Below are 13,394 nucleotides of genomic sequence, written 5' to 3'. Positions count from 1 at the left end.
TCTGGACAGGTTGACCGCATGGTGGCGGTGCCCATCGCCTGTATGGGAGGTCTGTCATGTGCGGAATAGGTGGCGAATTCAGGTTCGACGGCACCGCGCCCGACCCGGGCGCGGTGCGGCGCATGCTGCCGTGCCTGGAGTCCCGCGGCCCGGACGGTGAGGGCTTCTGGGCCGAGGGGCACGTCGCCCTCGGCCACCGCCGCCTGTCGATCATCGACCTCTCGGACGCGGGCGCGCAGCCCATGGTCGACGACGAGCTCGGGCTGGCCATGGTCTTCAACGGCTGCATCTACAACTACCGGCAGCTGCGCGAGGAGCTGACCGAGGCCGGATACCGGTTCCGGTCGACGTCGGACACCGAAGTGATCATGAAGGCGTACCACCGCTGGGGCGTGCGCTGCGTCGAGCGCTTCTACGGCATGTTCGCGTTCGCGATCGTGGAGCGGGAGTCCGGCACGCTGGTGCTCGGCCGGGACCGGCTCGGCATCAAGCCGCTGTACTACGCGGACACCGCGCACGGCCTCCGGTTCGCCTCCACGCTGCCCGCGCTGCTCGCGGCCGGTGGCGTGGACACCGAGCTGGACCCGGTCGCGCTGCACCACTACATGACGTTCCACTCCGTGGTCCCGGCTCCGATGACCATCCTGCGCGGTGTGCGGAAACTGCCGCCCGCCACGGTACGGACGATCACCGCGGACGGCCGGTGCACGGACACGGTCTACTGGCAGCCCACGCACACCCGCGGCGCGATCATGACGCCGGACGAGTGGCAGGGCGAGCTGATGGCGAAGCTGCGCACCGCGGTCGCGCGCCGCATGGTCGCGGACGTGCCGGTCGGCGTGCTGCTCTCCGGCGGGCTCGACTCCAGCCTGATCGTGGCGCTGCTGGCCGAGCAGGGCCAGACCGGGCTGACCACGTTCAGCATCGGCTTCGAGTCGGCCGGCGGCGAGAGCGGCGACGAGTTCTTCTACTCCGACCTGATGGCGTCGCGGTTCGGCACCCGGCACCACAAGATCCGGATCGGCGCGGAGCGGTTCCTGCCCGCGGTGCACGACGCGATCGGTGCGATGAGCGAGCCGATGGTCAGCCACGACTGCGTCGCGTTCTTCCTGCTCAGCCAGGAGGTCGCGCAGCACATCAAGGTGGTCCAGTCCGGGCAGGGCGCGGACGAGATCCTGGCCGGCTACGACTGGTACCCGCCGCTCGCGGGCGTCCCCCGCGAGCAGGCCGCGGAGGCCTACGCCCGGGTGTTCTTCGACCGCCGGCACGACGCGCTGCGCGACCAGCTGTCCCCCGAATGGGCGCTGGACCGGGACGCCTCGTTCGAGTTCGTCGCCGCGCACTTCGGCGCGCCCGGCGCGGAGACCGCGCTGGATGCGGCGCTGCGGCAGGACAGCACGGTCATGCTGGTCGACGATCCGGTCAAACGGGTGGACAACATGACTATGGCGTGGGGTCTGGAGGCACGCGTACCCTTCCTGGATCACGAGGTGGTCGAGCTCGCGGCGGCCATGCCACCGGAGCTCAAGCTGGCTTCCGGAGGCAAGGGCATCCTGAAGGCGGCCAGCCGGGGCGTGGTCCCGGACGAGGTGATCGACCGGCCGAAGGGTTACTTCCCGGTGCCGGCGATCCGCCACCTCTCGGGCCCCCTGCTCGACGACGTGCGGGACGCCCTGTCATCGTCGGCGGCCCGTCAGCGCGGGCTGTTCCGCAAGGAGTACGTGACCGACCTCCTGGACGCGCCCAACGCGGCCCGGACGACGCTCGGCTCCAACGCACTGTGGCAACTGGGATTGCTGGAGCTGTGGCTCCAGCGGATCGGGGTGTAAATGACCGCTGAGATCGGGGGCAATGCGACCACGCTGCCCGGATTCGCCGCACCCGCACTGGCCGTCCCGCCGCCCGGCGGTCGCGCGCCGATGCCGCCCGGCTGGTCCCCGACGACCTGTGACAGCTGGTCACCGAGCCTGTCGCCAGACGGCGACCGGGTGGTGTTCGTCTCCGATCTCAGCGGCGCGCCGCGGGCGTGGGTGCAGGACGCCCATACCGTCGGTGCGCGCCCGGCAGCGCTGCCCACCGGCGCGGAACCGGTCGCGCGCGTGACCTGGTCGCCGGACGGCGCGTGGATCGTCTACACGGTGACGCCCGGTGGCGCGCCGCGCGCCGAGGCCTGGGCGATCCGGCCGGACGGCACAGATCAACACCAGATCGCGGGCTTCGGCGGTACGACCGTGGTGCTCGGCGACTGGATCCCGGGCACGTCCCGGCTCGCGCTCACCGAGGTCGGCGCCACAGCCCGCGCGACCGTGCGCGACCTGGCCGCCGGCACGTCCGAGGAGATCACCGAGGGTGACCTGCTGTGCCTGCTGGACGTGGCCGGCTCCCGGGCGCTGCTGCGCCGGGGCCCGCGCGGGGCCCGGTGGCTGGAGGTGCTGGACACCGCGACCGGCAAGAGCCAGCCGCTGCCGCTGGCGGACGGCAACACGGACCGCGGCTTCTTCACGGACGGCGGGGAGACCGTGCTCGCCCGTACCGACGCCGGGTCTGATCTGGCGACGCTGGTGGCGGTGACCGGCGCGGACGTGGTGGAGCTGGCCCGCCGCCCGGACGCGGAGCTGGAGGACTTCACGATCTCCCAGGACCGGCGCACGGTCGCGCTGCTCTGGAACCGGTACGGCGGCGTGAGCGAGCTGGCCCTGCTGGACCTGGACACGCGCGAGCAGCGCACGCTGCCACCACCGGCCGGCGAGGTCTTCGAGGGCTGCGCGTTCGCCGGGGACGGCGGGCTGCTGGCGCTGGTGGCGCAGAGCCCGATCCAGCCGCGCACGATCTGGCTGATCGACCCGGCGCTGGGCGAGTGCCGCACGCTCGGTGACGACCCGACCGGGCCCGCCACCGCCGCGCCGGACGAGCCGAGCTGGCCGGTCGTGATCGCGCCGCAGCTCTGTGACCTGCGCTCCGGCGACGGCCTGGCGCTCTCCGGGTGGCTCTACCGGCCCGATTCCGATCACGATGGCCCATGGCCGACCGTGATCAGCCTGCACAGCGGGCCGGAGGCGCAGGAGCGGCCCGGCCACAACCCGCTGTTCCAGGCGCTGCTGGCACGCGGGCTGGCCGTCTTCGCACCGAACGTGCGTGGTTCGTCCGGTTTCGGGCGGCAGTTCGTGGACGCGGACAACCGGGCCGGGCGGTACGGCGCGATCGCCGACGTGGCCGCCTGCGTGAACTACCTGGTCGGCACCGGTGTGGCGGACCCGGAGCGGATCGGGTGCATCGGGCGCTCGTACGGGGGATACCTGACGCTGGCGTCGCTGACCACGTTCCCCGAGCTGTTCGCGGCCGGCGTGAGCGAGTGCGGCATGTCCAACTTCGAGACGTTCTACGCGCGCACCGAGCCGTGGATCGCCGCGGCCGCGGTCAGCAAGTACGGACATCCGGACCACGATCGTGAGCTGCTGCGCAATCTGTCACCGCTGCACCGGATGGACCGGCTGAGCGCGCCGCTGCTGCTGGTGCACGGCGCGAACGACACGAACGTGCCGGTCCACGAGTCGGAGCAGGTGCTGGAGGCGCTGCGCGGCAGCGACGTGCCGCACGAGTACCTGCTGCTCCCGGGCGAGGGACACGACTTCCTGGCCAGGACGTCCCGGCAGACCGCGATCACCGCCACGGCGCAGTGGCTCGCGACGCATCTCTCCGGCGTCGCTGTCTAGTTGGTGACAGTATGAGAGTGAGGAGGACTGCGATGCCCGGTTTCGGCATCGCTGTCCGAACGTCCGGGTTTTGGCTGAAGTACAGACCCGTTACACACGGCAACGGAGGGTACGTATACCATCCGGCGTCGACTGTGACAGCACAGTCACGAACACAGGCACAGGGGTATACAGAGCGCGACACACAGGCCATGATCTGGGTGGCAGCGGAAGCGTTGACCAGTTGATGTCACGTCGGTCCAGCCGAGCGCGGGGTGGGCGCAACGCTGGTCCCGACCGGGGAGGGGTTGGACCGTGGAGGTTCGCCTGCCGGATCCCGGCGATGCGCTTACGGGCGTCGAGATGTTCGCCGGCCTGGAGCAGGAGGTACGACAGCGAGTGATCGCCGCGGCGGTCCCGCGTACGTACCGCAAGGGTCAGATTCTATTCGTCGAGAACGACCCCGGAGAGTCACTCATAGTGCTCAAGCGGGGCGCAGTCGCGGTCTTCCGGACCGCGCCGACCGGCGAGCGTGCCGTACTCACCGTGGTACGACCGCCCGACGTGCTCGGGGAGTTGTCCCTGCTGGACGGCTCCGGGCGCTCCGCCTCCGCGGAGGCGATCGAGGACTGCACCGCGCTGGCGCTGTCCCGGGCCGCCTTCATGGAGCTCGTGCACTCGAATCCACGAATTCTCGACGCGGTGATGCGGGCGCTGGGGGCGTTGATTCGCCGGCTCACCGAACAGAACGCGGATCATGTCTTCCTCGACCTGCCCGGGCGGGTGGCGAAGACGCTGGTCCGGCTTGCCGGCGAGAGCCAGGCACCGATGATCACGATCGAGCTCAACCAGAGCCAGCTGGCCGAGATGGCCGGCGGGTCGCGGCAGAGCGTCAACCAGGCGATCGGGTCCTTCGCCAGCCGGGGGGTGGCTGCGCACCGAGGGGCGCCGAATCGTGGTGACCGACGTGGCGGCGCTGCGCCGTCGCGCCGGCATGGTCGACAAGTAACGGCATGGCCCCCTCATCCAGCTCTGGATGAGGGGGCCATGGTGCAAACACCACTCCGCGGCCGTGGGCCTGGAGTCACTCCGTGACGTCGGCCGTCTCGACCTTGCCCGGACCGATGTAACCGTCCGCGACCGCCACGTCCTCTTCCTTCTCCACCTTGCCCGGACCGATGTAGCCGTCGGCCACCTTGCCCGGACCGATGTAGCCGTCCTCGCGGGTAACGCCCTTGCCGTCCGTCGTCTGCTCCGGGTCCACCATGTGGTGCTCCTCCAGCTCGGCGAGCGTGATCGGGTCGACGTCGACGACATCGCCGGCTCTGTGCCGTCTCCCCGTTCGATCGACCCACGCGACCGCCAGCTTCACATCCACCGTCGGTCCTCCTGCTCGCGTCCGTATGAACTGGCGCCGACTCTAATCCTCAGGCAAGTCCTGTCAGGACACTTGTCGCCATCTGGACACGCTGGACAAACCCCAGGTGACGACGTCGCCTGACGGCCGACCGGGGGTCACGTGAGCCACGGCATCCGCCGCGGCCTTGCACGTTCGGACGACCGTCCGTGACGATGGGTTGCGTCAATTGCCGCACGCCGTTTGCCGGGAGAATCCCATCGGACCCGTATGCCTCGCCTGTGGACGATCCGCCGCGCCTGAAGATCGTTTCTGCGGCGGCTGCGGGGCGAGCCTGCAGACCTCCTGCGTCCACTGCGGGCGCGCACACCAGGCCGGCGTGCAGTACTGCACCGGCTGCGGACGGCCGCTGACCGACGCCGTGCCGGTCGTGCAGGAGGAGCGGCGGCGGATCAGCGTGCTCTTCATCGACGTGGTGGGCTTCACGCCGTACACCGAGCGGATCGACCCCGAGCAGGTCCGCATCATGCAGAGCGACTACTTCAGCTCGGTGCGGCGCATCGTCCGGCAGTACGGCGGCGTGGTCGAGAAGTACATCGGCGACGCGGTCATGGTCCTGTTCGGCGCGCCCGTCGCCACCGAGGCGGACGCGTTGCGCAGCGTCCGCGCCGGCCTGGAACTGCAGCGCGTGCTGCCGCAGCAGGGCCGCGCGCGCGAGGCCGGGCTGCGCTTCCGGGTCGGCATAGCCACCGGGGAGGCGCTGGTCAACCTGACCGCGGCGCACGACGGCGGGCAGGCGATCGTGGCCGGTGACCTGGTCAACACCGCGTCCCGGCTGCAGTCCGCCGCGCCCACGGACGGCGTGCTCACCGACGAGGACACGTACCTGTCCACCAAGGGCGAGATCGAGTACGTCGCCCAGCCCACCACCACGCTCAAGGGCCGCTCGCAGCCCAGCACCGTGTGGCTGGCCGTGGCCCCGCGCCCGCCCCGCCCGGCCGGCGCGGAGAGCGAGCAGACCCCGATGGTCGACCGCGAGCACGAGCTCGCGCTGCTGGTCAACGCGCTGCGGCGGACCGTGACCAGCCGGGTCCCGCAGCTGGTCACCATCTTCGGCACGGCCGGCATCGGCAAGTCCCGGCTGCTGCGCGAGCTGGCCCGGCACGCCGGGCGGATCACCGGCGAGAACGTGTGCTGGCGCGTCGGCCAGTGCCGTCCGTTCGGGGAGAACGTCACGTACGCCGCGCTCGCCGACATCGTCAAGTCCCAGGCCGGCATCCTCGACACGGACGACGAGGAGACCACCCGGCAGCGGCTGACCGACGCGCTGCACGGCCTGACCAACGCGGAGGACGCGCAGCGGCTCGGCGACGCACTCGGCCCGCTGGTCGGCCTGTCCGGCGCCCGGATCACGCCCGGCGAGGCCGAGGCCGCGTGGCGGCGCTTCATCGTCCGGTTCAGCTCCGGGCAGGCCACCGTGCTCGTCTTCGAGGACCTGCACTGGGCCGACGAGACGATGCTGCGGTTCATCGAGTCGCTGGCCGCGGCCACCCGCCGCATCCCGCTGCTGATCGTCTGCACCGCCCGCCCCGAACTGCGCGAACGGTACCCGCAGTGGACCAGCGCGATGACCGGCACCACGTCGATCTCGCTGCCGCCGATGCGGGAGAGCGACATCAGCACCATGTACTCGCTGATGTTCGGCAAGGCCGCGTTCACGCCGGACCTGCTGGCACCGCTGGTCGAGCTGGCCGACGGCAACCCGCTCTACGCCCACGAGTACGTGCGGATGCTCGTCGACCGCGGCAGCCTGCGGCCCACCGGCCCCGGCTGGCGGCTCGACGAGCACGAGGCGTCCCCGATGCCGGACAACGTGCGCGCCGTCATCGCGAACCGGCTGGACCTGCTCGACCCCGCGGACCGGGCCGTGCTCCAGGCCGCGGCCGTGGTCGGCATGCAGTTCTGGCCCGGCGCGGTCGCCACCGCGGTCGGCCGCCCGGTCGAGGAGGTCGAGCGCACGCTGCTGCGCCTGGAACAACGCGACCTGGTCGAGGAACGCGGCAACTCCAGCATGGCCGGACAGCTGGAGTACGCGTTCCGGCACGTGCTGGTCCGTGACGTCTGCTACCAGCGGCTCCCCCGCGCCGAGCGGGTCGCCCGGCACGAGCGCACGGCGGACTGGCTGGAGCGCGTCTCGGCCGGCCGGCAGACCGACCTGGCCGAGGTGCTGGCCAACCACCGGTGGGCCGCGCACGAGATCGCCCGGACGCTCGGGCTCGACCCCGGGCCGTACGCGTCACCGGCCAGAGAGGCACTGCTCCGGGCCGCGCGCCGGGCGTACTCGCTGCATGCCCTGGACGCCGCGCAGGAGCTGGTCCGCCGCGCCGGCACGCTGCTGGCCTCGCCCGACCCGTCCATCGACCTGTTCGCGTCCGAGCTGGCGTTCTTCCGCGACGCGGACGCGTTCCTGGAGAGCGGCGGCGAGGAGCGGCTCACCGGCCTGGCCCACCTGCTGCAGGACACGGGCCGGCTGGACGGCGCCGGGCGCGCGTGGACGCTGCTCGGCAGCGCCGCGCTGTCCCGCGCGGACCGGCCCGACTGCCTGGCGTACCTGGCCAGGGCGATCGCGCTCTACGAGAAGCTGCCGCCGAGCGAGGAGGCCGCGCTCGCGCTGCTCGAGTACGCGCGCGTCCACATGATCGACTACGAGACCGCGACCGCGATCGCCGCCGCGGAGACCGCCGCCGAGGCCGCGAACCGTCTCGGCCTCGCCGAGGTCCGCGCGAACGCGTTGATCACCTCCGCCGTGGCGAAGTACCTGCAGGGCGAGCCGGAAGGCCTGCCGCTGCTCCAGGAGATCACGCTGCACTGCCGGGAGCAGCAGCTCACCAGCGTGCGGCGGGCCATCCACAACCTGGGGTTCGCCATGCAGGAGGAGGGCGACATCACCGGCTCGCAGAAGCTGATCGACGAGTTCACGCCGCTGGAGGCCGCCAGCGGTCTCACGCTCGCGACGAACTTCGCGGACGCGGCCGCACGCGCCTACTTCGCCGGCGACTGGGCCGTGGCGCTCCGCGCTGCCGCGGACTCGATGCGCGCCCCCACGATCGAATGGGACCTGCACATGGTCGCGCAGGCCGGCTGGATCCGGGTGCTCCGCACCGAGCCCGGCGCCACAACCGGGGATGCCGCAGCCGAGAGCGACGCCGGGGACCCGGTCGAGGAGGCGGTGCAGACCGCGCGCCGCAGCGGCTTCCACAAGGTCATCCGCTCGACGCTCGCGCACGCGGCGCTCTGCCGCGCGCTCCAGCACCGCGACGCCGAGGCCGGCGCGCTGCTCGACGAACTGGCCGCGGACTACGGCGACTCGCGCACGTTCGGCTTCGCGGAGTGGGTGGTCGCGGCCGCCTACACCGCGTGGCTGCTCGGCCCCGAACGCGCCGCCCAGGTGCGCACGCTGCTGGAACGCTCCCCTCGCCGTACCCCCTGGGTCGACGCGGCCATCCTCACCTGCGCCGCCGCGGTCGACGGCACGCCGGACGGGCACCGGGCCGCGCTCGACATCTTCGACAGCATCGGCGCGGTCAGCGACCAGGCCCTGGCCCGCGCCGCACTGGTCCGCACGCTGCGCGCCTCCGGCCGCGCCCCCGAGGCCGAGGAGGCCCTCGCCGACCTGATCGCCTTCGGCGACCGCAACAGCGCTCCCGGTCTCCTCGCGCTGGCGGAGGCTTCCTCATGATCGATACGCCCGCTCAGCCCAGCCGGCGCTGCCCGTCCGCGACGGCGGTCCGCAGCTGATCGCCGTACTCCCCCGCCGGCAACGCGCCCACGTGCACGGCCGCGCGCGCGAACGCGGCCCGCGCGCCGTCCGGGTCGTCCAGCCGCTCGCAGGCCATCGCCACACCCACGTGCAACGAGGGGTAGAAGGCCGCGACCCGCTCGTCCCCCACCGCGTCCGCGTGCCGCAGCGCCTCCCGGTTCCACCGGAGGAACTCGCGCGGATCCTCCTGCACCCTGGCCATGTAGTGCGCGGCGACACAGCCCTCGTAGTCGTCGCCGCGCCTCTCCCACGCCTCCAGGAACAGCGCCCGCGCCTCCCCGGGCCGACCCTCCGCCTCCGCCCGCATCCCGTCCTGACACAGCCTGAGCACCGGATTGTCAAGATCCATCATCGCGTCCGTTCACTCGCCACCTGCCGACGCGCCGATCCTCAAGCCTCGACCACATCGAGAGTCAACCTCAGGCCCGCGCCGCGCCAGAGGATCATTGAGTGACACGTGGGGTAGATCAACTAGCGCTAGTTGATCTACCCCACGTGTCACTCAATGACCTTTTCGAGCACTCCGGCCGCGGCCGACCTGCCTTCCCACACCCGCACTCCGCCCCACTGGCTGCCTTATCACGAAATTTCGGGCGCACAGCGCCCGGCCCCGCAGCACCCGACTTCACAGCGCTCGACCCACAGCGCCCGGCCGGCGATGTCGTGGGATGTCGTGGGTTGCCCGCACCGGTCTCGCTCGTCTCCCCCACACCGCCCCCGTCGCCGTCGCCGTCGCCGTCGCAAGAGCAAGAGCAAGAGCAAGAGCAAGATCCAGGTCATGTTCCCGCTTCCGGCGTGGTCCGGCAGCGTTGCTCCCGCGGGCAAACCTCGCCGTCCGCCAAGACTCCGCTGGCGCTCCGCTTGCCTCCCGGCGTCGGAGCCGGTTCCGCGCGGCACCGGAAAGAGCGCGCGGCTTACGTCGTGCGCGCGTTGCGCGAGGCGCGTCCCGTGCCGCGCGTAGCCGCCTCCCATGATCGGGCGTCTCTCATGCTGCTGGAGCAGCATGAGAGACGCCCGATCATGGGAAAGGGCTGCCGAAGCGGTGGGCGCGGACGGGTTTTGGTTGAAGCCGGGGTGGCGCGGGAGTGGAAGGGAGGAGCGCCAGCGACGACCGGTGCCCGCGGGAGCATGCGGACCGCAACCACCGCGAAGTGGGAAATGAACTGCTTTTCAGGAATTGGGCTCCGGCGGAGCCGGGGGAACGGCCGCGGGCGGGACAGCGGCGGCGGGCGGGACCGAGGCCTGCGGCGCGGGGGTGGTCTTGAGTTTGGAGGCGTAGACGTCGACGTATTCGCGGCCGCTGAGCTCCATGATCCGGTACATGATCTGGTCGGTGATGGCGCGCTCGACGTAGCGGTCGCCGGCCATGCCCTCGTAGCGGGAGAACTCCAGCGGCTCGCCGAAGCGGATGCGGACGCGGCGGACCTTCCACATCAGTTTGCCGGTGGGCTGGATCTCGTCGGTATTGATCATGGCGACCGGGATGACCGGGGCGCCGCTCTCCAGCGCGAGGCGTGCCACGCCGGTCTTGCCGCGGTAGAGGCGGCCGTCGGGCGAGCGCGTGCCCTCGGGGTAGATGCCGGCGATGTTGCCGCCGCGGAGCACGCGGAGCTGGGTGTTGAGCGCGGCCTGCGCGGCGCGGCCGCCGGAGCGGTCGACCGGGATGGTGCCGGTGCCGGCGAAGAACCCCTTCATGAACCAGCCCTTGATGCCCTTGCCGGTGAAGTATTCGGCCTTGGCGACGAACGTGACCTTCCGGCGGATGACCAGCGGCATGAAGATCGAGTCGGAGAAGGACAGGTGGTTGCTCGCGAGGATGACGGGACCGGAGGCGGGAACGTGGTCCAGACCGTCGACGCGCGGGCGGAAGACGACTCGCAGCAGCGGGCCGAGCAAGACCCATTTGAGCAGCCAGTAGAGCACCGGGGTCCTTCCGAGGGGGTGCGGCACGTCGATGCCGAGCCTACGAAGCGCGAGCGGCGCGCCACAACGCACTCCCCGAACCGGCCCGGGTCGTGTCACCATTCAGTGCACGCGCAAGGAACAGGGGGTGAGTCTAGTGTCAGCGGGTGGTGCTCGTCGCGGGCGGCGGGACAACGGACTGCACGTGGCGGAGTATGCCGTCGCGGGCGACGTCGATCCCCGGGTCGGTGAACACCTGCTGGACGTGCTCGCCGCCGGTGGCATCGCCGCCTATCTGCAGCCCTCCTCCGATCTCGATCCGGTGACGCGCACGACGAACCTGCCGGCGCGCCCGACCGACCGGCTGTTCGTGGACCGCGCGCACCTGGATCTGGCCCGGGAATATCTCGCGAAGCTCGCGGTTGAGGCCGGTGCGGAGTCGATCACACCGGAGGAGCCCGTGGCGAAGAAGGAACCGGACGTCGACGCGGAGTGGGCCCGGATCGTGGCCGGCTTCGACACGGACGTGGATCCGAAGACGATGTCCTGGCCGGACGCGGAGAACATCTCCGACAAGCCGCAGGAGCACAACCGGCGCAAGACCGACCGGGTGAACGGGCACGACCCGATGGCCCCGCCGGAGGAGCCGCCGAAGCGGCGCGGGCTGACGTCCGCGACCGAGATCAGCGGCGTGACCGTGCCGCGGGAGGAACCGTCGCTGCTCGACGGGCTGGACACGTTCGGCACGAATCTGCCGGGCGAGGACGACGAGCGGTACGTGCCGCCGCCCCCGCCGCCGATGCCACGGATCTCCACGCCGGCGCTGCTGGCCGTGCTGGGGCTGTTCGCCGGTTTCGTGCTGTTCGTCTTCCCGACCGTGCTGCCCATCGACCGGAACTACGCGATGCTGATCGGCTTCTCGTCGATCCTGGCCGGCTTCGTGACACTGGTCTGGCGGCTGCGCACCGACGACGACGATGACGAGCCCGGCGACGGAGCCGTGGTCTGAACCGCTTGAGTGACGCACCTCACGGGGCGATCAGGGAGCGTTTGCCCCGCATTCGGTGAATCATCCATCGATGAGAATGAGCGCCAGGTAATAGACATGTAACCTTGCGTCAGTAGAAATACTGACGCCCCTAGATCCATGCGCACAATCCGCAAGGCCCCCTCCCCGCGAAACGCGCACGCGAAACGAGGCTCCCGGAATGCGTCAAAGCTCGCTCGTGGTCGTGGCCAATCGGCTGCCGGTCGACGACAACATCGCTCCCGACGGGGCCTGCGAGTGGCGGCGAAGTCCGGGCGGGCTGGTCAGCGCGCTGCACACGATCCTGGAGCACACGACCGCGACCTGGGTCGGCTGGCACGGCGTGGCCGGTCCGGCGCCGGACCTGCCGGACATCGGCGGCATCAGCATGCGCGCGGTCCCGCTCAGCGAGGACGACTTCGCGCACTTCTACGAGGGCTTCGCCAACTCGACGCTCTGGCCGCTCTACCACGACGCGGTGGAGCAGCCGACGTACCACCGCAGCTGGTGGGACGCGTATCAGCGGGTCAACCAGCGCTTCGCCGAGGCCACCGCCGAGGTCGCGGCCGAGAACGCCGTGGTCTGGGTGCAGGACTACCACCTGCAGCTGGTGCCGGCCATGCTCCGCGAGATGCGGCCGGACCTGCTGATCGGGTTCTTCATGCACGTGCCGTTCCCGCCGCCGGAGCTGTTCATGCAGCTGCCGCGCCGGGCGGAGCTGCTGCGCGGGCTGCTCGGCGCGGACCTGGTCGGGTTCCAGCGGGCGCAGGCCGCGCACAACTTCGCGCAGCTGTGCGTGAAGGTGCTGGGTCTGCCCGCCACCGACCGGCGCATCGCCGTGGGTGACCGGTTCGTCCGGACCGGCGCGTTCCCGGTCTCGATCGACGTGGCCGAGATGGAGGCGCTGGCCGGCCGGCCCGACGTGCAGACCCGGGCCCGGCAGATCCGCACCGATCTCGGCGATCCGAAACACGTGCTGCTCAGCGTGGACCGGCTGGACTACACCAAGGGCATCGAGCACCGGCTGAAGGCGTACTCCGAGTTGCTGGAGGACGGCTTGGTCAAGGTGCGTGACACCGTGATGGTGCAGGTGGCGGTGCCGAGCCGGGAGCGCGTCGAGCACTACCAGATTCTGCGGGACCGGGTGGAGCGCGAGGTCGGCCGGATCAACGGCGAGTTCGGCCGCGTCGGCGAGCCCGCGATCCACTATCTGAACCAGCCGTTCGACCGCGCCGAGCTGGCCGCGCTCTACCAGGCCGCGGACGTGATGGTGGTGACGCCGCTGCGCGACGGGATGAACCTGGTCGCGAAGGAGTACGTGGCCGCCCGCGTGGACACCGCCGGCGTGCTGGTGCTCTCCGAGTTCGCCGGCGCGGCCGACGAGCTGGAGCAGGCGTTCCTGGTCAACCCGCACGACCTGGAGGGGCTGAAGCGGTCGCTGATCGACGGCATCGACTGTTCCAAGGGCGAGCAGGCCCACCGGATGGGCGCGATGCGCGCCCACCTGCGCGAGCACGACATCCGCGACTGGGCCCGTGACTACCTGACCGCGCTGGAGGGCACCGGCACGCTGGCCGAGAGCCTGACCACCTAGGG

General features: G+C 71.2%; 8 protein-coding genes and 1 pseudogene. 6 read left to right on the top strand and 3 right to left on the bottom strand.

Features of this window, described 5'->3' with window-relative positions; genetic code table 11:
* Positions 1-56: 56 nt before the first annotated feature.
* The 3 genes and pseudogenes from OP04_RS19785 to OP04_RS48540 all read left to right on the top strand — a co-directional run bounded on the left by OP04_RS19785 (position 57) and on the right by OP04_RS48540 (position 4,701).
* The gene (locus OP04_RS19785) at positions 57-1,829 is read left to right on the top strand and encodes an N-acetylglutaminylglutamine amidotransferase (RefSeq protein WP_033341234.1); all 1,773 of its coding nucleotides are present in this window, start codon (positions 57-59) and stop codon (positions 1,827-1,829) included.
* A complete protein-coding gene (locus tag OP04_RS19780) occupies positions 1,830-3,713 on the top strand; it encodes a S9 family peptidase (protein WP_051798351.1) in 1,884 nt (627 codons plus the stop codon). It begins immediately after the preceding gene.
* Positions 3,714-4,007: 294 nt separating this feature from the next.
* A pseudogene (locus OP04_RS48540) lies at positions 4,008-4,701 on the top strand (Crp/Fnr family transcriptional regulator).
* Positions 4,702-4,776: 75 nt separating this feature from the next.
* Here the strand turns inward: OP04_RS48540 and OP04_RS19770 are convergent.
* Positions 4,777-5,070 carry a hypothetical protein gene (locus OP04_RS19770; RefSeq protein WP_157240062.1) on the bottom strand — a complete coding sequence of 98 codons (294 nt, stop codon included), beginning with the start codon at positions 5,068-5,070 and terminating at the stop codon, positions 4,777-4,779.
* A gap of 166 nt (positions 5,071-5,236) precedes the next feature.
* On the opposite strand from OP04_RS19770, the gene OP04_RS19765 reads away from it, so the two are divergent.
* The gene (locus tag OP04_RS19765; RefSeq protein ID WP_408606767.1) at positions 5,237-8,788 is read left to right on the top strand and encodes an ATP-binding protein; all 3,552 of its coding nucleotides are present in this window, start codon (positions 5,237-5,239) and stop codon (positions 8,786-8,788) included.
* Positions 8,789-8,801: 13 nt separating this feature from the next.
* On the opposite strand, the gene OP04_RS19760 is transcribed toward OP04_RS19765, so the two are convergent.
* Both OP04_RS19760 and OP04_RS19755 read right to left on the bottom strand, forming a co-directional pair.
* A complete protein-coding gene (locus OP04_RS19760) occupies positions 8,802-9,221 on the bottom strand; it encodes a hypothetical protein (RefSeq protein ID WP_051798349.1) in 420 nt (139 codons plus the stop codon).
* Positions 9,222-10,039: 818 nt separating this feature from the next.
* Positions 10,040-10,792 carry a lysophospholipid acyltransferase family protein gene (locus OP04_RS19755; protein ID WP_051798346.1) on the bottom strand — a complete coding sequence of 251 codons (753 nt, stop codon included), beginning with the start codon at positions 10,790-10,792 and terminating at the stop codon, positions 10,040-10,042.
* A 136-nt stretch (positions 10,793-10,928) separates the two neighbouring features.
* Here OP04_RS19755 and OP04_RS19750 point away from each other — a divergent pair, with 136 nt between their 5' ends.
* Positions 10,929-11,780 (top strand): hypothetical protein, encoded by an 852-nt coding sequence (locus OP04_RS19750; RefSeq protein WP_033341232.1) that lies wholly within the window; start codon positions 10,929-10,931, stop codon positions 11,778-11,780.
* Between the two features lie 199 nt (positions 11,781-11,979).
* On the top strand, positions 11,980-13,392 hold the full coding sequence (locus tag OP04_RS19745; protein WP_033341231.1) for an alpha,alpha-trehalose-phosphate synthase (UDP-forming): 1,413 nt from the start codon (positions 11,980-11,982) through the stop codon (positions 13,390-13,392).
* Positions 13,393-13,394 lie beyond the last annotated feature (2 nt).

This window comes from Catenuloplanes japonicus (assembly GCF_000717135.1).
Taxonomy (GTDB): Bacteria; Actinomycetota; Actinomycetes; order Mycobacteriales; family Micromonosporaceae; genus Catenuloplanes; species Catenuloplanes japonicus.
The sequence above is the reverse complement of the archived record's forward strand: the minus strand, read 5'-3'. Positions and strand labels throughout refer to the sequence as shown.

Coding starts and splice junctions, on each gene's coding strand:
- OP04_RS19785 (WP_033341234.1), top strand. CDS start 57: ATGTGCGGAATAGGTGGCGAATTCAGGTTCGACGGCACCGCGCCCGAC.
- OP04_RS19780 (WP_051798351.1), top strand. CDS start 1,830: ATGACCGCTGAGATCGGGGGCAATGCGACCACGCTGCCCGGATTCGCC.
- OP04_RS19760 (WP_051798349.1), bottom strand. CDS start 9,221: ATGATGGATCTTGACAATCCGGTGCTCAGGCTGTGTCAGGACGGGATG.
- OP04_RS19745 (WP_033341231.1), top strand. CDS start 11,980: ATGCGTCAAAGCTCGCTCGTGGTCGTGGCCAATCGGCTGCCGGTCGAC.